The 18,197-nt window shown below is 57.7% G+C and carries 20 protein-coding genes; 5 read left to right on the top strand and 15 right to left on the bottom strand.

The window, feature by feature from the left end; all coding sequences use genetic code 11:
- Positions 1-72 precede the first annotated feature (72 nt).
- Both ACFC5L_RS07530 and ACFC5L_RS07525 read right to left on the bottom strand, forming a co-directional pair.
- Entirely contained in the window at positions 73-609 is a 537-nt protein-coding gene (locus tag ACFC5L_RS07530; RefSeq protein ID WP_375200885.1) for a cupin domain-containing protein, read from the bottom strand.
- A gap of 2 nt (positions 610-611) precedes the next feature.
- Positions 612-1,121, bottom strand: a complete 510-nt coding sequence (locus tag ACFC5L_RS07525; protein ID WP_375200886.1) for a CC0125/CC1285 family lipoprotein — start codon at positions 1,119-1,121, stop codon at positions 612-614.
- A gap of 138 nt (positions 1,122-1,259) precedes the next feature.
- Here ACFC5L_RS07525 and ACFC5L_RS07520 point away from each other — a divergent pair, with 138 nt between their 5' ends.
- Together ACFC5L_RS07520 and ACFC5L_RS07515 are read left to right on the top strand one after the other, a co-directional pair.
- Entirely contained in the window at positions 1,260-2,426 is a 1,167-nt protein-coding gene (locus ACFC5L_RS07520) for an NAD(P)/FAD-dependent oxidoreductase (RefSeq protein WP_375200887.1), read from the top strand.
- A gap of 358 nt (positions 2,427-2,784) precedes the next feature.
- Positions 2,785-3,177 (top strand): hypothetical protein, encoded by a 393-nt coding sequence (locus ACFC5L_RS07515; RefSeq protein ID WP_375200888.1) that lies wholly within the window; start codon positions 2,785-2,787, stop codon positions 3,175-3,177.
- A gap of 19 nt (positions 3,178-3,196) precedes the next feature.
- On the opposite strand, the gene ACFC5L_RS07510 is transcribed toward ACFC5L_RS07515, so the two are convergent.
- On the bottom strand, positions 3,197-4,234 hold the full coding sequence (locus tag ACFC5L_RS07510; protein ID WP_375200889.1) for an NADP-dependent oxidoreductase: 1,038 nt from the start codon (positions 4,232-4,234) through the stop codon (positions 3,197-3,199).
- A 243-nt stretch (positions 4,235-4,477) separates the two neighbouring features.
- On the opposite strand from ACFC5L_RS07510, the gene ACFC5L_RS07505 reads away from it, so the two are divergent.
- Positions 4,478-4,846, top strand: coding sequence for a hypothetical protein (locus tag ACFC5L_RS07505; protein ID WP_375200890.1), 369 nt, complete (start codon positions 4,478-4,480; stop codon positions 4,844-4,846).
- A 175-nt stretch (positions 4,847-5,021) separates the two neighbouring features.
- A complete protein-coding gene (locus ACFC5L_RS07500) occupies positions 5,022-5,384 on the top strand; it encodes a YMGG-like glycine zipper-containing protein (RefSeq protein WP_375200891.1) in 363 nt (120 codons plus the stop codon).
- Positions 5,385-5,413: 29 nt separating this feature from the next.
- Here ACFC5L_RS07500 and ACFC5L_RS07495 read toward each other — a convergent pair whose 3' ends face one another.
- The 7 genes from ACFC5L_RS07495 to ACFC5L_RS07465 all read right to left on the bottom strand — a co-directional run bounded on the left by ACFC5L_RS07495 (position 5,414) and on the right by ACFC5L_RS07465 (position 11,708).
- Positions 5,414-5,677 (bottom strand): hypothetical protein, encoded by a 264-nt coding sequence (locus ACFC5L_RS07495; protein ID WP_375200892.1) that lies wholly within the window; start codon positions 5,675-5,677, stop codon positions 5,414-5,416.
- 8 nt (positions 5,678-5,685) lie between these two features.
- Positions 5,686-6,594, bottom strand: a complete 909-nt coding sequence (locus ACFC5L_RS07490) for an alpha/beta hydrolase (protein WP_375200893.1) — start codon at positions 6,592-6,594, stop codon at positions 5,686-5,688.
- A 64-nt stretch (positions 6,595-6,658) separates the two neighbouring features.
- Positions 6,659-8,623 carry a TonB-dependent receptor gene (locus ACFC5L_RS07485; protein WP_375200894.1) on the bottom strand — a complete coding sequence of 655 codons (1,965 nt, stop codon included), beginning with the start codon at positions 8,621-8,623 and terminating at the stop codon, positions 6,659-6,661.
- Between the two features lie 85 nt (positions 8,624-8,708).
- On the bottom strand, positions 8,709-9,725 hold the full coding sequence (locus ACFC5L_RS07480) for a fumarylacetoacetate hydrolase family protein (protein WP_375200895.1): 1,017 nt from the start codon (positions 9,723-9,725) through the stop codon (positions 8,709-8,711).
- A gap of 101 nt (positions 9,726-9,826) precedes the next feature.
- On the bottom strand, positions 9,827-10,177 hold the full coding sequence (locus ACFC5L_RS07475) for a hypothetical protein (RefSeq protein WP_375200896.1): 351 nt from the start codon (positions 10,175-10,177) through the stop codon (positions 9,827-9,829).
- Positions 10,178-10,330: 153 nt separating this feature from the next.
- Positions 10,331-10,582: a DUF6980 family protein gene (locus tag ACFC5L_RS07470; RefSeq protein ID WP_375200897.1), complete on the bottom strand. Its 252-nt coding sequence runs from the start codon at positions 10,580-10,582 to the stop codon at positions 10,331-10,333.
- A complete protein-coding gene (locus tag ACFC5L_RS07465; RefSeq protein ID WP_375200898.1) occupies positions 10,575-11,708 on the bottom strand; it encodes a homogentisate 1,2-dioxygenase in 1,134 nt (377 codons plus the stop codon). The genes ACFC5L_RS07470 and ACFC5L_RS07465 overlap by 8 nt, the downstream gene beginning before the upstream one ends.
- A 232-nt stretch (positions 11,709-11,940) precedes the next feature.
- Here ACFC5L_RS07465 and trxB point away from each other — a divergent pair, with 232 nt between their 5' ends.
- Positions 11,941-12,897 (top strand): thioredoxin-disulfide reductase, encoded by a 957-nt coding sequence (trxB, locus tag ACFC5L_RS07460; RefSeq protein WP_375200899.1) that lies wholly within the window; start codon positions 11,941-11,943, stop codon positions 12,895-12,897.
- Here trxB and ACFC5L_RS07455 read toward each other — a convergent pair whose 3' ends face one another.
- From ACFC5L_RS07455 to ACFC5L_RS07435, 5 genes are read right to left on the bottom strand one after another with little or no spacing between them, the layout of a single operon-like run.
- Positions 12,898-13,326, bottom strand: a complete 429-nt coding sequence (locus ACFC5L_RS07455; protein WP_375200900.1) for a VOC family protein — start codon at positions 13,324-13,326, stop codon at positions 12,898-12,900.
- 23 nt (positions 13,327-13,349) lie between these two features.
- Positions 13,350-14,213: a BKACE family enzyme gene (locus ACFC5L_RS07450; protein WP_375200901.1), complete on the bottom strand. Its 864-nt coding sequence runs from the start codon at positions 14,211-14,213 to the stop codon at positions 13,350-13,352.
- Positions 14,214-16,172: an acetyl/propionyl/methylcrotonyl-CoA carboxylase subunit alpha gene (locus tag ACFC5L_RS07445; RefSeq protein ID WP_375200902.1), complete on the bottom strand. Its 1,959-nt coding sequence runs from the start codon at positions 16,170-16,172 to the stop codon at positions 14,214-14,216.
- Positions 16,169-17,008 (bottom strand): enoyl-CoA hydratase/isomerase family protein, encoded by an 840-nt coding sequence (locus tag ACFC5L_RS07440; protein ID WP_375200903.1) that lies wholly within the window; start codon positions 17,006-17,008, stop codon positions 16,169-16,171. Before ACFC5L_RS07440 ends, ACFC5L_RS07445 begins: the two co-directional genes overlap by 4 nt.
- Entirely contained in the window at positions 17,009-18,190 is a 1,182-nt protein-coding gene (locus ACFC5L_RS07435) for an acyl-CoA dehydrogenase family protein (protein WP_375200904.1), read from the bottom strand.
- Positions 18,191-18,197 lie beyond the last annotated feature (7 nt).

Genomic DNA, 18,197 nt, shown 5'->3' with positions numbered 1-18,197 from the left:
AGGCATGCGGAACACAAGATTTATCCGCATAAGGAGTAATGTTATCGCGCGTATATGTTATAAGAGAACAGCTCAACCCGCGTGGATTAGTACAGCGACAAGGAGCGCCGTCTCGTCCCCGCGATTGAGCCAGCCGTGATTTGTGGCGCGTTGGATCACCACATCGCCGGGCTTCAACCCCACAGCCTCGTCATCATCGAGCAACAAATCCACCGACCCCTTCACTAGCACGATGACATCCAGCGATTGAGTTTTATGCATGGAAGGATGACGCGTCGTGTCCACACGGCAATGGGCCGCGCCAACAGCGCCGAAACCGAGTGCGGCAGCGGCTTCAAGCTCCTCGGCGGTTTTTGCTTTATCTTCCGGCGCAATCGTGAACCAGCGCACTTTAACCGAGCGGGGATCTGGCTCTAACCGCAGATCAGTGTCCGCGAGCCGGTCCGTAGCATCGAGCAGCTTGTCTGCATCAAGGTCAGCCGACCAGATTTCCGCCAGCCCCGCCTCTTCCAGTGCAATCAGCTTCGCCGCTGCGCCATCGATCAATATGCGTGAACGGCTTTCTTTGTCATTATCTGTAATGACCCGGCGGAGCGACTGCCAATCCATGTTTATTCGGCGCCCGGCGGCGCGATGCGCGTAACGACATCGCCGGCGTCGTAGTAATAATCGCCATCTTCCGGCGGCTCCCCCTCGCCCATCAACACTTCAAGGCGCGTGGTGAAATAATCACGGCCGCCAATCGTGCCGAGATCGCCGCTGACGCCAACGCCGACGCCGGTGCTGCGTCCATAAGAACCGCCGCCGACACCTGCGCCGATGCCAACGCCGCCGCGCTGTTCACCTGTGGTGTTTTTTGCGATGATGCGGAACCAGTCATAGCCATTATCGAGCGCCAGTTCGCCCGCGCGCTTCAACGCATAATCTTCAACAGTTTCAGGCGGCATGCCGCCGGAGCCACGATAAGTGATCCGATAACGGTTGGCTTCGATCCGGGTTTCTTCATACCCAAAACCTTTTGTATCCGCCGGACCATAACTTGCAGGCCCCACCGCAGCGCAGCCGCCAAGTGAGATGGCGGCCAGCGAAAAAGCGGTGGCGAGATTGATAAACTTGTTCATGGAAGCCTCCCGTATCTTTCATCAGGGTAGCACCGCGCCGCCTTTGGCGCAAAAGACGTCTCTCTAAAAAACACCCAGATCCCGCCCGCAGGGCGCCGCAATCCACCCCTACGCCTTTCGCAATCGCGGGAGATCTTCATGCCTCAACCATCCAGACAATCATTACAGCCTGATTTTGATCTCGTTATCGTGGGCGCTAGCTTCGCAGGGCTGGTGGCCGCCCGAACCGCCGCGCATCGCGGCCTTTCCGTCGCGGTCATCGACGCAAAACCGGAGCCCGGCGCTCGCGTCCGCTCCACCGGCATCCTCGTTAAAGAAGCCATCGGCGAATGCGAGGTGCCGGCGACGCTGACGCGAAAAATTCCGGGTGTTCGCATGTATGCGCCAAACGGCGCACATGTCGATCTGACCGCGCCCGGCTATTTCTTTCTGGCGACCGACACTGCCGGTCTGATGCGATGGCTCGCGCGGGAGGCTGCTCGCGCCGGCGCCAATTTGATGTTTGGCGCACGCTTTACTGACGCAACGATACTCGCCGACCGCGTGCACCTTCATGGTCTTGATATTTCGGCGCGCTATCTTCTGGGTTCAGACGGCGCCCGCTCACGCGTGGCGAAAACGTTTGGGCTTGGACGCAACAGGGAATTTCTGATCGGTATGGAAACCGAGTATGAAGAAACACCAAGCGTCGATCCGGATTTCCTGCACTGTTTCATCGATTCCGCACTCGCTCCCGGCTATCTCGGCTGGGTCGTTCCCGGCGCCGGCATGACGCAAGTCGGACTTGCGGTGTCGGAAGGTCCTTTTGGCGCACCGCGCAAGCCTGACTACGAGGCGTTTTTAAAAAGCATCGACCACCGTTTCGCTTTCTGGAATTGTGAAGTGTTGCGCAAACGATCGGGGCCGATCCCCTGCGGCGGTCTTGTTTCGCCCTTGTCCACACATCGTGTGCTTCTGACGGGCGATGCTGCGGGCCTTGTATCTCCCCTCACCGCCGGCGGCATCCGCCTCGCCTTTCAATATGGGAGGCGCGCATCGTCAGCAATCGCTGACTACCTCCTTGACGGCGGCCCGGACCCGGGCGCAATCATGGCTCGTGAATATCCCCGCTTCGCTGGTAAAACCTGGATGCGGCGTCTGTGGTCCTTAGCGCCATCCAATTTTCTTCTCAACACCATGCTTTTCACACCGCCCATGCGCGCGCTGGCGCAGCGCATCTATTTCGAGCGCAAAGGAGCGAAAAGCGCAGACGGCCCCGTGTTGAGCGGCCGCCGCGATGACGCCCTTCAGACCATCGGTTTTTGAAGCGACGCGGAATTAGCAAAATGTCGCTTGCATGACTCTAACGAATCACACAGCGTATTCTGTTGGGGAGAGCGTATGTGTGAAAGGGCCAGAATGGACCTTGTGGCGGATAGCGCCAGTCTTCCTCAGTTGAGACGACTGGACGCCATTCCTGACTATGATGTGACGCGGCGAAGGCCCTTAAAACTCGCAAGCCCTGCAAATGATGACTGTGCGAGATTTGAAGGCGTCCGTTTTTCCTATTCTGCACACCGCCTGAGGGGCAACCAGCCCTCTATATTATTGGCCTTGTTCGACATATCGGCTAAGGCGGACACAACTACTACAACCGGATTAATAATAGCGCCGGGCCGGCGCTATGACTCTATTTGAGGAAGGGATAATGAAAAATCCATCAAAGGCGCAAATAGCGGAATTTAAAACTCACCCCGAAGACAAGCGTTTTGAATCGCTTGTCGAGCATTATATCAGCACCCTTTCTCGCTTAAGGGAAATCGGCCGCGAAACGCCAGGCGATGCAACGCGGCAGGCGCATCTTGATCACGAAGAAAGGGCGCTTCTCGGAAGAAATGAACAGTTAGTGACTGAGGCCTCCACCGCGCGGGCGGAAAGCCTCAGCGGCATTCGTAACAAGCTCGAACTCTGGCGGATGGATGTTCTTGGCGCGACCCCTGCAGAGAATCCCTCCGACCATCTCATTCTCTCCGTCATCGATGATCTGGAGCGATTGATTCGCCGCCAAGCCGGTTGAAGCCCTGTCCGCCGACGCTCTAGGCTCGATCGGGACCGACGCGCACTACAGCCTTGCCGAAATTCTCACCCTTAAAGAGACCGATGAACGCTTCCGGCGCCTTGTCGATCCCGTCATAGACCGACTCCTGAAACTTGATCTTGCCCTGCGCGAGCAAGGGCGCGACTTCCATGGCGAACTCCATCGCCTTGTCCATATATTCGGAAACGATGAAGCCCCGGATCATGACGCCGCGCCCGACAACATTGATGAGGTTTGGCGGGCCCGGTTCGGCTTCCTTGTTATTATATTGCGCAATCATTCCGCACCACGCCATGCGCCCGCCTAGCGCAATGCAATTGAGGGCGGCTTCAAGGTGCATGCCGCCAACATTTTCAAAATAGCAATCGACCCCTTTGGGCGCCGCTTCGGCGAGCGCTTTTGTTAATTCGGCGGCGTTCTTATAGTCCTTGTAATTCAGCGCGACATCGACGCCTGCTTCCTGTTCGAGCCAGTCGCATTTGGCTTTTGAGCCCGCAGAGGCGATCACGCGACACCCCTTGGCTTTTCCAAGCTGGCAGACAACCGATCCCACAGCCCCGGCGGCGCCGGAGACAAACATGGTCTCGCCTTCCTTGGGTTTCAGAATTTGCGTGACGCCCGACCAGGCCGTCAGCCCGGGCATGCCGAGAACGCCGAGATAAGCCGAGAGCGGCGCCAGATTTGGGTCGACTTTCTGCGTGCGCTCGCCTTTCGAGATATAAAATTCTTTCCAGCCGCCGAGGAAATCGACCAAATAATCGCCTGGCGCATAGCCGTCGATATTCGATTCGATGACTTCGGAGACAGCGCCGCCCTCGAGCGGTCCATCTAGAGAAAATGGCGGAATATAGCTTTTCACATCCGGCCGCATGCGCCCGCGCATATAGGGGTCGACAGACATCCAGACAGTGCGGCAGAGCATTTCGCCCGGCCCGGGCGCTGGCACTTCGATTTCTTTTTCCACAAAATCGCCATCGGCAGGCATACCCGCCGGATATTGCTTCAGGAAAATCGCTTTCGATTTGCGAGCGCTCATTGTCGTCTCCCTTGATTCCACCCGGAAATTCTAAGCGGGCGATTTCCCCGCACCCTATGGCATTCCGGCCGCCTCGCAAGAGCGTGATGCAGCGTTACCTTTTTGGCCCAAATCCGCCCCCTCTCCGCCTCATTCTCGCCTTGCCCGGACGGTTAATTAATTTTCGACAAGGCGGCAGGGGCCGCATGTGGTTGAGTAAAAAGAGCGAATTTCACGCATACCCCCATGCGAAGGAGCAAATTCATGAAACATCTTATTGTGGCTTCCGGCGCGCTGATGCTCGCCGCAACGGGCTGCCAATCCACCGGCGAAGGCGCGTTTACCGGCGCAGTCCTTGGCGCGGCTGGCGGCGCGATCGCCGGTGAAGTGTTCGCCGGCAGCCCCGGCAAAGGCGCAGCCTATGGCGCGCTCGTCGGCGCAGCGCTGGGCGCTTATGAAGGCTGCTCGCGCGCCGGCACATGCTGGGGCCGCGCCCGCGATCACGGCTATCGCCGTTATGACCGCTATTCCGGCCGTTACTATTACGAAGACCCGGAATATGGCGACACTTATTGGGAAGACGGCTCATTCCGCGAGTATGGCGGGCGCCCGCCGCGCCGCCGCGGATATTGATCCGCCTTTGCTGATCCCGCGAGTTAGTTGCGTAAGCGAACGGCCCGTCTCATCCGAGGCGGGCTGTTTGCTATTCACAAGATTGCATTCCGGCAATCTCTGGAACGAAGTTAACGCCGCCTGTGTTGCCGTTCATATGCGCTCTGTATATGGAGCGACGAATAGGGAGCACCCCATGAAACTTTTTCTGACCTCAGCCATTAGCGGGCTCATGCTCGTTTCTGCCTGCACCCAATCCGGCACCGCGGAAAGAAATGCAGTTTACGGCGCCGCCGCAGGCGCGGCCGCCGGCGCTGTCGCCGGTGAAGTGATTGCTGGCAAACCAGGGCGCGGCGCCGCTTATGGCGCTGCGATCGGCGCCGTTGGCGGCGCGATCGTCGGTTGCGAGCGATCTAATGAATGCTGGAACCGCGCCAAAAATGGCGACCGCCGTTATTATGATGACCGCGCCGGCCGGTATTACTACGTCGACCCACAATATGGCGACACTTGGTGGGAGAATGGCGAGTTCCGCGCCTACGGTCCCGGCAGACCGTAACAATTCGCATCGCACAGCGCCCGCAGCGTTTAATCAGCCTGCGGGCGTTTTCTTTTACCCTTGCCCATCTGGCTCAACGCAATCAGCGTCAGCGTTGGAACGAACGCATCCGCCTGCCCTGTGGGATCGGCAATCTCCCAGAAGGCAATAAGACCGGGCCAACCCCATAGAGCGACAGCAGCAACGCCAAGCACCGCATCGAATCCAAGCTCAAAGCCAGGGATGATGATTCCCAAGCGTCCGATCGTGAAGTCTGCAAGGTCGAGAACGACAGCAATAATGAGCTTGGCCATATCCGCCCTCATTTAGGCGCCTCTGCTTTCGTCCTTTCGGTGATAAACGCCGCCGCCTCGTGGACCGACTTCATCGCCTCGGGAAACCGGCCCGGAAATATCGGCCAGACATGGATGAGGCCTTTTTCCGTCACAAGCTTTGACTGCACGCCGGCGGCCACCAGCTTTTCCTGAAGCCTTGTTGAATCATCGCGCAGGACTTCACTGTTGCTGACGAAAATAAGCGTGGGCGGCAGCCCGGCAAGATCACCATAGAGCGGAGAAGCCAGCGGCGCTTTCGGGTCGGCGGCGGCGAGGTAGCGTTTTGCGCCTTCGACAATATAGACTTTCTTGAACATGGCGTCGGACTTTTCGTTTTCGTCGAGCGACGCGCCGGTGGTTGCGAGATCTGTCCAGGGAGAAAGCAGCAACGCCCCCCCAGGCATAGGAAGTCCGCGCGCCTTGATAGACAAAAGCAGCGCCAAGGTCAGTCCGCCGCCAGCAGAATCCCCGCCAATGACAAGCTTTGCGGGATCGCGCCCTTCTCCCAAAAGCCATTCGTAGGCAGCCACCGCATCATCCACCGCCGCGGGAAACGGATGTTCCGGCGCCATACGATAATCGAGAGAAAAAATTTCCGCGCACGCCTCTTTCGCCAGAGCGTATGTGAAGGCGCTATGAGATTTCGGCGAGCCGAAAACATACCCTCCCCCATGGAGGTAAAGAACGGTGCGCCCCAGCTCAGCTTTTTCGGCGCGATGCCATTCGCCTTGGACCGCGCCGTCAACGACTTCGCGAGCAACGCCCGCAGGCGGCTGTTTCGGCGCCAGCGCATCCGCACCATCGCGCAAGGCCTTGGCTTCCATTAAGTGGATCGGCTTCGACTTGAATGTCGCTTTCATGATCCAGTTGAAAAGAAACGCCTGAACGCTTGGCATGTCGCCTCCCTTTTTGTGAAGGGTAGACTTTTCCCCCAGGCGGGAAAAGCCTCAAAGACAGCCGCTAGTTTCGATAGCGCAGGCCGAAACCGAAAGTCCGCGTTTCGCCGGGAAAATAACGATCATTGCCAAAGGCGAAGTCGGCCCGTTCCGCGTAGAGTTCATTGGTGACATTCCGCACGGTAATGAATGCGGCGAGCGTATCGGTAAGTCCCGCCTCTGCGCGCAAATTGAGGAGATTGTGGCCCTCATATTCATGGTCATTTGCCGCGTCAGTGAAGTAGGCCCCCATGGAAACCCATTCCACCTCAGCCTTGAAGCGCTCAACGGGCCGCCATTGAAGCCGCGTATTCGCCATGACCCGCGGCGCCGTGTCCACATCGTCGCCGAAACTAATCGCCTCTGTCGCATTCCCCACAGGCCGGTCAAAACGATAAGTGTGTCTCGCGTAAGTGACAGCGCTTTGCAGCGTCAGCGTTTCAAAAAGCGCGACCCTGACATCGGCCTCAACACCCACATGGCGCGTCTTGCCATCAGCGACATTGAATCCGTCGGCGTCCCGAAAGAAAAAATTCGTCTTGTCCATGAAGAACCCGGCGAGTTCGAGATTAACTCTTTCACCAACAGCGCCGCGAAAACCCAGCTCCACCGCATCAATCTTTTCGGGACGCGCCTGATCACCAGTTTGGTTGATTTGAAGTCGATAAAGGTCAGTTGTCTGAGGCGGTCGCGCGCCGCGCGCATAGCTGACATAAACCGCCGCATCCTCGTTCAATTCATGGCGCAGCGAAAACTTGGGGCTTGCTGTAACGAATTTGTCCGTCTGGTCCGGCAAACGCAGGAACCGCCCGACAACGCCGCTATCCGTCATATTGTCATATTGATAGATCGTGCCGTCGACGCGAACGGCCGCACTCGCCGTTGTGCGCGCGCCCAAGGCATAATCGCCCTGGAGAAAACCGGAAGCATTCACCGCCTTGACATCATAATCATAGTGAAGCCCCGGGGTGTAAGAAAAAATCTGCGGCATGGACTGGAATTCAGACAAATACCCGTCCGTATATTCCGCATCGATCCCGGCGATGAGCGAGAGCGCACCGACGTCATGATAGACCGCGCTCTGAACGCCAATACTTTTATGGCCATTTTTTTCGAGCGCGTTTGACGGCAGGAAATGCTGCGGGAACTCCATCTCGTTCCAGCGGGCGTAAGGCGTTATCTGAATACGCGTACTCCCGCCCGCGTCGAATGCAATCGTCGACTGCAGCCGCGCCGCCTTCGCGTCGCGATAAGCCTGCGGGAAGTCGTTGGTTTTTCGCAAGTCCCGGTCTTTCAGCGTCGCTTCGCCAAAAATGAATCCCGCTGTCTCCTGCTCCAGATTGTCGAAGGAAAAAATCGTGTCGATGCTGACACCGCCGTCATCATAGATATGACGAAGAGTGAGTTTCTGCTGATCAAGCCCCGCATCGAGGCGATAACCTTCTTCCGTCGCGACCGAGGCGCCGGCAAAAAATCCATGGGCGCCATTGGCGCCAGAAATGCTGCCCTTTAATTTGTAACGCTCCTGCGTGTCGCCATAGGCTTCCGCGAAAACAGAAAAATCTTCCGTCGGCAATGGCGTCAGAACATTTACGACGCCATGGATGGCGTTGGCGCCGTAAAGCGCCCCGGAAGGTCCGCGCACGACTTCAATGCGATCTGCAATTTCGTAATGGGAATCGAACAGCCCGTTGATGTTGGCGAACCCGGCAGAGCGGATGGCGACGCTGTTTTCAAGAAACAGGAACGAACCGGCGCCCGCGCCCGATGTCAGCACAGGCGAGCGGATCGCCGTTAATTGCTCCGCGCCGGAACCGCGATGGAGAGTGACGCCCGGCGCACGCGACAAGAGTTCGGAAATATGGTCGGCGTCTACCAGCTCGATTGCTTCGGCGGAAATCGCCGTAATGCTCTGCGGCACATCGGACAGGGCTGTGGCCCGCCGCTCCGCCGTAACGACAATAGCGTCCTCAGCCAGTGTCGGCGTCAAAAAGCTGGCCGCTAACAGAAAAACAGGGAATCCGGCAAGACTTTTCACAGGAGGGAACTCGCTTCAACTCGCGGCCCTAGCCTTACTATTTCCGTTTGTATTTCGCCACCTTTTGCGAAATGGAACCAAAGATTGAGTGGCCGTCCTTGTCCTTCATCTTGATTTCGACTGTATCGCCGAATTTCATGAAAGGCGTTTTCGGCTTGCCGTCATAGATGGTTTCAATCATGCGGATTTCGGCGATGCAGGAATAGCCGTCGCCCCCTTCCGCAACGGATTTGCCGGGCCCGCCGTCGAGCTTGTTGGAAACGGTGCCAGAGCCGATGATCGTTCCCGCGCCCAGAGGCCGCGATTTCGCCGCATGGGCGATCAGTTGCGGAAAGTTGAAGGTGAGATCCTTCCCCGCATTCGCCTGTCCGAACGGTTCGCCATTATAGCGCACGAGCAAGGGCAGATGCACCGCGCCGCCGTCCCAGGCATCGCCCAGCGCATCGGGCGTCACCGCAACGGGGCTGAAGGCGGAGGAGGGTTTCGACTGAAAGAAGCCGAAGCCTTTGGCGAGCTCGCCTGGAATGAGGCCGCGCAGGGAAACGTCATTCACCAGCATGACGAGGCGAATGCAGTCCTTCGCCTCCTCCGGCGTCACACCCATAGGGACATCGCCGGTGATGACGGCGATCTCCGCTTCCATATCGATGCCCCAGCCTTCATCGGTCGGCATAACGATGTCGTCGCGGGGGCCGAGGAATGAATCCGACCCACCCTGATACATCAAGGGGTCTTCATAAAAACTCGCCGGCACTTCGGCGCCGCGTGCTTTGCGCACAAGTTCGACGTGATTGATATAGGCGGAACCATCCGCCCACTGAAAGCTGCGCGGCAAGGGCGACGAACATTCGCGTTCATGAAAGCGTTCTATGGGAACCGAACCCGTTTCGATTCCCTGCGCCAATTCGCGTAAACCGGGCTCGCATTGCTCCCAGTCATCCAGCGCCGCTTGAAGCGTTGGGGCAATGCGAGCGGCGTCCGTATAGCGCGTCAGATCGTTGGAAACGACAACCAGCCGCCCATCGCGGCCGCTTTTCAAAGATGCCAGTTTCATGATCGCTCCTGCTTAACTTTTGCAGGCAGGATGTAAGCGATGACGCATCAAAAGCAAAGCCCGCTGAGGGATTATCTCAGCGGGCTTTCAAGAAACCGCATTTAGCGAATGCGGACGACAGCACGCGTGCGCTGCACTTCATATTTGCGGCCGCGATCATCAAAGCACCAATAGGCGTCGTAACGGGCGCGATGACCATCATGCCACGTATATTGAAACGCCTTGTAGCAGTCATAACCGCCATAATTGTCATAATAGCGGCCGGCGCGGCGCGGTTCGTCGTAAGCGTACCAGCGGCCGGAATTATAACCGCGATAGGTATACGGATCGCCAACCCGGACATCGACACCGAGATCTACATCGGCGCCGACGCCAAGACTTACCTGCGCATTAGCAGGCGCGCTCGCCAACATCGCCCCCGCCAGAACGGCAAATGATATTTGTTTCAACATATCCTCGTCTCTGTCTCTGCTGATGGATAGGAAACGGGCTGGAATCGCAAATGTTCCGTGGCGAAATTATGGCGACGCCTAAAGGCGCGATATTGCCTGAAAATACTCCTCTTTAAAGCGGATTAGGACAGGGTACGGACCGGTTTACCGCCTTTATTCCTCTTCGTCGGAAACCGCGCCCAACGCAGCGCCGCACCATGGACAATAACGAATCAGAATGACGTCACGGCCGCCATCGTGAATGATCAGAGCATACTGGTTGAGACCTTCATTATAGGCGATGAGACTGTCGGGGCAGTCGAAAGGATCGTCATGCTCCGAGCAGTTCAATTCCAGCGCCGCCTGCATGGATTCACAACACAGGCTGTCAGGGTCCGGATGCTGTGTGCGAGTGGTCTCAGTCATTGCCGCACCAACTGTTCACATAGTCCAGATTCTCAACTGCGCCGGCGCTTTCGCCGATATTCAATGGATCACGCGTATCCACCATCACCGCATATTCGTCTGTAGCCGGTTTTTTCTGCTCCAGCATGTTTTTCAGCGCCTTCGGATGCGGCCCATGCGTAAAGCCGGAGGGATGAAACGTCATCATCCCCGCATCGATATTGTCGCGGCTGAAAAAATCGCCGGCATGATAGAACAGCACTTCATCGTAATCATCATTGTTGTGAAAGAACGGCACTTTCAATGCGCCGGGATCGGTCTCGAAAGGCCGCGGGGCGAAGGTGCAGACCACGAAACGGTCGGAAAGAAAGGTCGTATGAGCCGAAGGCGGCACATGATAACGGTGCGACATGATCGGGCGGATATCACGCACATTTAAGCGCACCGGTGATAACTCGCCATGCCAGCCGACAACATCCAGCGGGTTATAGGGGTATGTCGCGACTGAAATCTCACCACGTTTTTTGATTTCAACGCGTGTTTCACCATCGTCCGCCTGATGCGCCTTGAACACGTCGTTGATCTTCGGCGCATCCATAATCGCCGGGTCAAAAATCGCGTGAGGGCCGAGGAGACCCTTATCCGGCAGCGTATAGTGACTGTTGCTCGCCTCGATCATCAGGATCGACGCAGGAGATGAAGGCGCCAGACGCCACATGGTCCCGCGCGGCAACATGATATAATCGCCCGCTTCAAAATCGAGATGGCCGTAATCGCAATAGAGATCGCCCTCGCCCTCATGCACAAACAACAATTGATCGCCATCGCCATTGCGCGCCAGTGACGGCATGGCGCTGTCGAGTTTCCAGTATCTGAGCTCGGTCGCGCTGTTGTGCAGAATGCGCGGCGCCGCCCATGGCGAAGGGTTGGCGCCTTTCATAGCGGCAAGATCGAATGCGCGCGGGCGTAAAGGTCCCTCGAAATTCACCCAGCCTGTGGGCGGGCGGCGATGATGCATGAAGGCGGCGGGCCCGAAGAAGCCCTCCTTGGAGATTTCCCGCTCATAGGTGCCCGCCGGCATGTCGGCATGAGCCTGCCGCGAGGCTTCGCCTTCAACCCGGCTGGGGGTAATCCATCTGCGCGCCATAGGAATTTCCTTCCAGCGATTTAGGGACGTCATATTAGTAACATTTGTTACCATTTTGACGCCCGGCAGGCAAGCCGCCTGACATTCCGGTGAATCTAGCCGGTCCATCTGACCGTGGAAAAGCCGCCCTTTCCCTTTAAGCGCGCCTTTGGTAACGCCTCTGCGAGCCGGACTTGCAACGGCGCATTCTGGCCGCCATCTCCCGCATCTGAGAAAAGTTGAGGAAAGCCCTGTGAAAAAAACCCGCTTGCTGATTCTGGGCTCCGGGCCCGCTGGCCTCACAGCCGCCATCTATTCCGCTCGCGCCGGCCTGAACCCCGTGCTCGTCCACGGTCTCCAGCCGGGCGGTCAGATGACCATCACCACAGATGTCGAGAACTATCCCGGCTTTGCGGATGTGATTCAGGGCCCGTGGCTTATGGAGCAGATGCAAAAGCAAGCAGAACATGTGGGAACCGAATTCATCAGCGACCTCATCACTGATGTGGATCTTTCGAAACGCCCCTTCACGCTCACTGGCGACGGCGGCGAGACCTATGTCGCCGACGCGCTCGTTATTGCGACCGGCGCCCAGGCGAAATGGCTCGGCCTTCCTTCCGAAGAAAAGTTTCAGGGCTTTGGCGTATCGGCCTGCGCGACCTGTGATGGATTTTTCTATCGTAACAAAGACGTTCTGGTCGTTGGCGGCGGCAATACGGCCGTCGAAGAAGCGCTCTATCTTTCTGGGCTCGCGAAGAAAGTAACGCTGGTTCACCGCCGCGATGAGTTGCGCGCGGAAAAGATTTTACAGACGCGCCTTTTCAACAAGGAAAATGTCGAAATCATCTGGGACTGCCAGCTCGACGAAATACTCGGCGACGAAAACCCGCTCGGCGTTACGGGCGCACGCCTCAAAAACGTCAAAACTGGCGACATGCAAGAAGTCAATGTGGACGGCGTTTTCATCGCGATCGGGCATAAACCTTCGACAGAGCTGTTCGAAGGCAAGCTCGCGATGAAAGATCACGGCTACCTTGTGACCCAACCTGATTCGACAGCGACACAGATCCCCGGCGTTTACGCCGCCGGAGATGTCACCGACGACATCTACCGTCAGGCCGTCACCGCCGCCGGCATGGGGTGCATGGCTGCGCTTGAGGCGGAAAAGTTTCTCGCTGCGGAAGAAGCCATGCTTGAGGCCGCCGAATAGTCACGCCGACTGCGGCTGACCGCAATTGATCATCCACTGCACGCCGTACTTGTCCGTCACCATGCCGAAATAGGAGCCCCAAAATGTTTCCTGCATCTGCATGGCGACAGAACCATCGACGCTGAGCTTTTGAAACGCATCATCCGCTTCTGTGCGTGACGCTGGCGTGAAGGAAATCAAAAAATTATTGCCCCTCACGTAAGAGCTCGCATGGCCTTGCGCTGTGTCGGACCCCTGCAAGAGGGCGTCTCCGACACGCAACGTCACATGCATGATGCGGTTTTCTTCGCCTTTGGCGACTGCGGCCATTTCCGGCGGCCCGTCGGAGAAGCGCTGCTTGACGACAAACTCACCGCCGAAAACTGATCTGTAAAAGTCAAACGCTTCTTCGCAATCGCCGTCGAAGGTGAGGTAAACTGTAAAGCTCATACCGCCTCCCCTTTTTTGAAAGCTCACGACAGCTTCAGCATAGCACGGGTTTGTTCGGGTGTGGCGACCTCTCGGCCTGCATCGCGAGCATATGCTGCGAGCGCTTCAATCATCGGACCGTTCGATGACGCCTTCTCACCGTCTGGCAGGTAGAAGCAATCTTCTAGTCCCGTGCGTAAATTGCCGCCAAGCTCCGCCGCACGCTGATGAACAGCCCAGACGTCTTCGCGACCAATCACGGTCGCCTGCCACGGCATGCCGTCTTTTTTATATTTGATGAGGAACGGCAGAAGGTCCGGATCGGCGGGCATGCCCGAGGCGACGCCCATCACAAAATTATAGTCGGCGTGATCGGTCATCCCATTTTCAATATAAAGTCCGACGGAGCGAACAATGCCAATATCGAAACATTCAAATTCCGGGATAATGCCGACCTCCTTCATCACCTCGATGAAGTCTTTCACTTTCGACGCCGGATTATCGAAGACCATCGGCGGCCATGCCCAGGACCCGTCCCTGCGGGTTTTGAGATAGTTGAGCGTCCCGGCGTTGCATGCCGCCATCTCGGGTCTGCAGGCGCGCAAATAGTCGAGCACATATTGATATTCCGAACCGACGACCCCCGTTGTCATATTGATGACAACGCCCGGGCACGCCGCACGGATCGCTTCATTGATCTCGTTGCAGATCGCCGGGTCCCAGGTCGGAAGATGTCCCTTTCCGGCTTCCTGTTGGCGGTAATGCACATGCATAATAGTGGCGCCGGCGTCAAACGCGCGTTTTGCTTCCGCCGCCATCTGTTCCGGGGTCACGGGAACGGGATGCTGTTCCGGATTGGTGAGAACGCCGGTCAGCGCGCAAGTGATAATCGCCGTATCAGCAGGCATCTATGCCTCCGCTTTAAGTGCAACCAGTTTGGAACGGATCGCGACCTGGTCGCCTTCTTTCGCCAGCACTTCTGAGACGACGCCATCGCGCGGGCTTTTCAACTGATGTTCCATTTTCATGGCTTCCACGGTGGCGACGATCGTGCCCTTTGAGATTGGATCCCCCGGCCCGACGCGAACAGAGGTAACAAGCCCCGCCATGGGCGCCTTCACAACATCATGGCCGCCGGCGCTTTCGCTCGCCGGCGCAAGGGTGAAATCCGTATAACGCTCCCAGGCGCCATCGGTCTCAATTTCCAGATGATAATGATTGCGGACATAGCGCGCGACGCCAATGCGGCCCTCATGGCGATAACGGATTGTGGTTTCATCTTTTGACAGAATCTCAATCGATGCTTCTCCGACGCCATGTGTCGCCATGACCTTCGTGCCGTCCAGCCTGACAGCGGCTTTGAGTATCTCGCCGCCGGTCTTCACCAGATGGAGGGGAAAGCCCGCGCCGCCCCGCGAATGCCAGCCTGTCAGCAGATCCCCGAATGGCGCATCCACCAGCGCGGCGCCGGCCAACGCTATCGCCGCGCCGCCACCCGGCGGCTTGCGCAGCGCCAGATGATCAACGTTGCGTTCAATATAGCCCGTGTCCGCCTCGCCTTTCGCAAAAGCCTCATCCTCCAGCAGAGAAACGAGGAAGTCGCGGTTATGGGCGAAACCGAGAAGCACTGTCTTCTTCAACGCCGCTGCGAGTTTCAGGCGCGCTTCATCGCGGGATGCGCCATAGGCAATGACTTTTGCAATCATGGGGTCGTAAAAGGTCGTGACTGTATCGCCTTCCTCAACGCCACTGTCGATTCGAAACCCCGGCCGCTCCGGAAAATCCAGAACGGCAATCTTGCCGGAATGGGGCATAAAGCCCTGCGCCGGATCTTCGGCGTAAAGCCGCGCCTCCATCGCCCATCCCTCAATATGCACATCATCTTGTGAAACGGGCAACGGCTTGCCCTCCGCGATTTCCAGTTGCCATGCGACGAGGTCGAAGCCGGTGATCATTTCCGTCACCGGATGTTCAACCTGAAGCCGCGTGTTCATTTCCAGGAAATAAAACTCGTCACGCGCTGGATCAAAAAGAAACTCCACGGTCCCGGCGCCGACATAGCCAACCGCCTGCGCCGCCTTGACCGCGGCGGCGCCCATTTCTTCACGCTTTTCCGGCGTGATCACCGCCGACGGCGCTTCTTCTATGACTTTCTGATTGCGCCTCTGCAGAGAGCAATCTCGTTCGCCAAGATGGATGCAGCTTCCGTGGCTGTCAGCGAATACCTGGATCTCTACATGACGCGCGCCGGAAACCGCGCGCTCAAGCAAAAGCCGTCCATCGCCGAACGCATTTTCAGCCTCCTTGCGCGCAGACACAATCGCATTTGCAAGTTCAGTTTTGCCCTGAACAATGCGCATGCCGCGCCCGCCGCCGCCTGCCGACGCTTTCACCATCACCGGAAAGCCGATTTTTTCCGCTTCCTTCAACAGCGTTTCATCGGACTGGTCCTCGCCCTGATAACCCGGCACGCAATGAACGCCCGCTTCGATCATGCGCCGTTTCGCTTCAGCCTTATCGCCCATGGCGGCGATCGCATCTGAGGGCGGGCCGACAAAGATCAGCCCCGCATCAGCGCAGGCCTTTGCAAAGTCTGCGCGCTCGGACAAAAACCCGTAGCCGGGATGCACCGCCTCAGCGCCTGTATTTTTGGCGGCGGCGATGACGGCGCCGGTATTGAGATAGCTTTGCGCCGGCTCCGGCCCGCCGATATGGACCGCCTCATCCGCCATGCGGACATGGAGCGCGTTCATATCTGCGTCGGAATAGACCGCGACCGTTGCAACGCCCCTCGCCCGCGCCGTTCGGATGATGCGGCACGCGATTTCGCCGCGATTGGCGATAAGCAATTTTCGGATGATGGTCATGTTTCTTTGACCGCTGCAAACGACTCGAGCCAGGGTGGTGTTTCTTTTTGCGCGAACGCCATCGCGCCTTTCCGCCCTTCACCCCGCAGGCATTCAGCAAATTCCTCAGCCGCCTGATCAAGCTGCGCGGCATCAATCGGCGGCGCTGCGCGATTGAAGATCGCCTTTGTCACAGCGTTCGCCTTTGGCTCGCACCGCCCGATCTGTGACAGGATTTCAGCAAGGGCGCCCTCAAGCCCGGCGTCGCCGTTCACAACCCTGTCCACCAAACCGATGCGGCAAGCCTCCTGCGCGCCAAAATGCGCCCCGGTAAGCGCAAGCCGGCGCGCATTGTACAAACCCATTCTTCGCACCAGAAACGGCCCGATCTGCGCAGGCGGCACGCCTAAAGTCGTTTCAGAAAGCGAAAACCTTGCGTGGCCTTCAGCAATGCTCACATCCGATACACTGATAAAGCCATTGGCCCCGCCAAATGCTGACCCTTCAATGAGAGTGACCAGCACCTGCGGAATAGCGTCCATTTTTAGCAAGACATCCCCGAAGATGCGGTTGTTCCTGGCGACTGGATCGGCTTCTCCGGCGGCAGGCTCCTCCGCCATCACCATCTGACCGAATTCCTTGATGTCGCCGCCAGCGCAAAAGGAACTGCCGGCGCCGCGCAAAACAACCATGCGCATGTCATCGTTTTCGGCAAGCCAGTCACATAAGGTCAGCAGACTGCTGATCATGGCGCCGTTAAGCGCGTTCCTCACCTGCGGACGGTTCAGCATCACGATGAGCGCCGACTGACGCCGCGACAAAAGAATGTCTTCAAGCTCCGGCAGCTCTGTCATCATTCAGGCCTTGTTCGATTTCCCCGGCAATGTGCCCAGATTTTTGCAGATGATCGAGAGCATCACCTCGTCGGCGCCGCCGCCGATGGAGGCGAGCCGTCCGTCGCGATAGGCGCGAGAAACCGGCGTTTCCTCCATAAAGCCCATGCCGCCCCAATATTGAAGGCAGGAATCATTCACCTCCCGCGCAAGCCGCCCGGTTTTGAGCTTCGCCATGGAGGCGAGCATGGTTGCGTCTTCTCCTTGCATCATTTTATCAACCGCATCCCAGGTGAGGGATCGCAACGCCTGCACTTCCGTTTTCAGCTCCGCAAGGCGGAAATGGACGACCTGATTATCGAGAATCGATTTACCGAACGCCTTGCGTTGGCGCGCATATTCAGCGGTTTCATCAATCGTGTTGTCGAGACTGATGAGACTGGAGAGCGCGCACCAGAGCCGCTCCTCCTGAAACTGCAGCATCTGATACATGAAGCCCGCGCCTTCCTCACCGATGCGGTAACGCTGCGGCACGCGCACATCCTCGAAAAAGAATTCCGCCGTATCGGAAGAACGCATGCCAAGTTTTTTGAGCTTGCGCGCGACGGTGACGCCCTTCCTGTGTTGCCCGTTTTCCTCTTTCAGAGGCAGACAAATGAGAGTCTTGTTCTGATGGACGGGCCCATCGCCGGTATTGGCGAGCAGGCACATCCAGTCAGCTTGGGTGCCGCTGGTTGTCCACATCTTGCCGCCATTGATGATGTAATCATCGCCGTCTTTTTTCGCTGTGGTCTTGATAGAGGCGACGTCGGACCCGGACCCCACTTCGGAAACGCCGAGACATGAGACATAGTCGCCTGAGATGGAGGGACGCAGGAAATCCTCTTTCGCCGCGTCCGTGCCGAAGCGCGCCAGCGCCGGCGTCGCCATGTCGGTCTGAACGCCGATGGCCATGGGGACGCCGCCGCAATGGATATGACCCAGCGTTTCGGCGATGACCGCGCCGTAAGACCAGTCGAGCCCCATGCCGCCATATTCCTCCGGCTTGGTGACGCCAAGAAGGCCGAGGTCGCCTAACCCCTTGAACACCTGATGGGCTGGAAAGATACCCTCTTCCTCCCATTCTTCGACATAGGGATTGATTTCCGCCTCGATGAAACTCTTCAGCGTCTTGCGGATCTGTTCATGTTCGGTGGTGAGTTTCATTTTCCTC

The sequence above is a fragment of the Hyphococcus sp. genome (assembly GCF_041986965.1).
Lineage (GTDB): Bacteria > Pseudomonadota > Alphaproteobacteria > Caulobacterales > Parvularculaceae > Hyphococcus.
This window is presented reverse-complemented; position numbering and strand designations above follow the sequence as displayed.

Bases quoted from the DNA above. Each gene is read 5' to 3' on its own strand.
- ACFC5L_RS07530 (WP_375200885.1), bottom strand. From the start codon at position 609: ATGGATTGGCAGTCGCTCCGCCGGGTCATTACAGATAATGACAAAGAA.
- ACFC5L_RS07525 (WP_375200886.1), bottom strand. From the start codon at position 1,121: ATGAACAAGTTTATCAATCTCGCCACCGCTTTTTCGCTGGCCGCCATC.
- ACFC5L_RS07520 (WP_375200887.1), top strand. From the start codon at position 1,260: ATGCCTCAACCATCCAGACAATCATTACAGCCTGATTTTGATCTCGTT.
- ACFC5L_RS07515 (WP_375200888.1), top strand. From the start codon at position 2,785: ATGACTCTATTTGAGGAAGGGATAATGAAAAATCCATCAAAGGCGCAA.
- ACFC5L_RS07510 (WP_375200889.1), bottom strand. From the start codon at position 4,234: ATGAGCGCTCGCAAATCGAAAGCGATTTTCCTGAAGCAATATCCGGCG.
- ACFC5L_RS07505 (WP_375200890.1), top strand. From the start codon at position 4,478: ATGAAACATCTTATTGTGGCTTCCGGCGCGCTGATGCTCGCCGCAACG.
- ACFC5L_RS07500 (WP_375200891.1), top strand. From the start codon at position 5,022: ATGAAACTTTTTCTGACCTCAGCCATTAGCGGGCTCATGCTCGTTTCT.
- ACFC5L_RS07495 (WP_375200892.1), bottom strand. From the start codon at position 5,677: ATGGCCAAGCTCATTATTGCTGTCGTTCTCGACCTTGCAGACTTCACG.
- ACFC5L_RS07490 (WP_375200893.1), bottom strand. From the start codon at position 6,594: ATGCCAAGCGTTCAGGCGTTTCTTTTCAACTGGATCATGAAAGCGACA.
- ACFC5L_RS07480 (WP_375200895.1), bottom strand. From the start codon at position 9,725: ATGAAACTGGCATCTTTGAAAAGCGGCCGCGATGGGCGGCTGGTTGTC.
- ACFC5L_RS07475 (WP_375200896.1), bottom strand. From the start codon at position 10,177: ATGTTGAAACAAATATCATTTGCCGTTCTGGCGGGGGCGATGTTGGCG.
- ACFC5L_RS07470 (WP_375200897.1), bottom strand. From the start codon at position 10,582: ATGACTGAGACCACTCGCACACAGCATCCGGACCCTGACAGCCTGTGT.
- ACFC5L_RS07465 (WP_375200898.1), bottom strand. From the start codon at position 11,708: ATGGCGCGCAGATGGATTACCCCCAGCCGGGTTGAAGGCGAAGCCTCG.
- ACFC5L_RS07455 (WP_375200900.1), bottom strand. From the start codon at position 13,326: ATGAGCTTTACAGTTTACCTCACCTTCGACGGCGATTGCGAAGAAGCG.
- ACFC5L_RS07450 (WP_375200901.1), bottom strand. From the start codon at position 14,213: ATGCCTGCTGATACGGCGATTATCACTTGCGCGCTGACCGGCGTTCTC.
- ACFC5L_RS07445 (WP_375200902.1), bottom strand. From the start codon at position 16,172: ATGACCATCATCCGAAAATTGCTTATCGCCAATCGCGGCGAAATCGCG.
- ACFC5L_RS07440 (WP_375200903.1), bottom strand. From the start codon at position 17,008: ATGATGACAGAGCTGCCGGAGCTTGAAGACATTCTTTTGTCGCGGCGT.
- ACFC5L_RS07435 (WP_375200904.1), bottom strand. From the start codon at position 18,190: ATGAAACTCACCACCGAACATGAACAGATCCGCAAGACGCTGAAGAGT.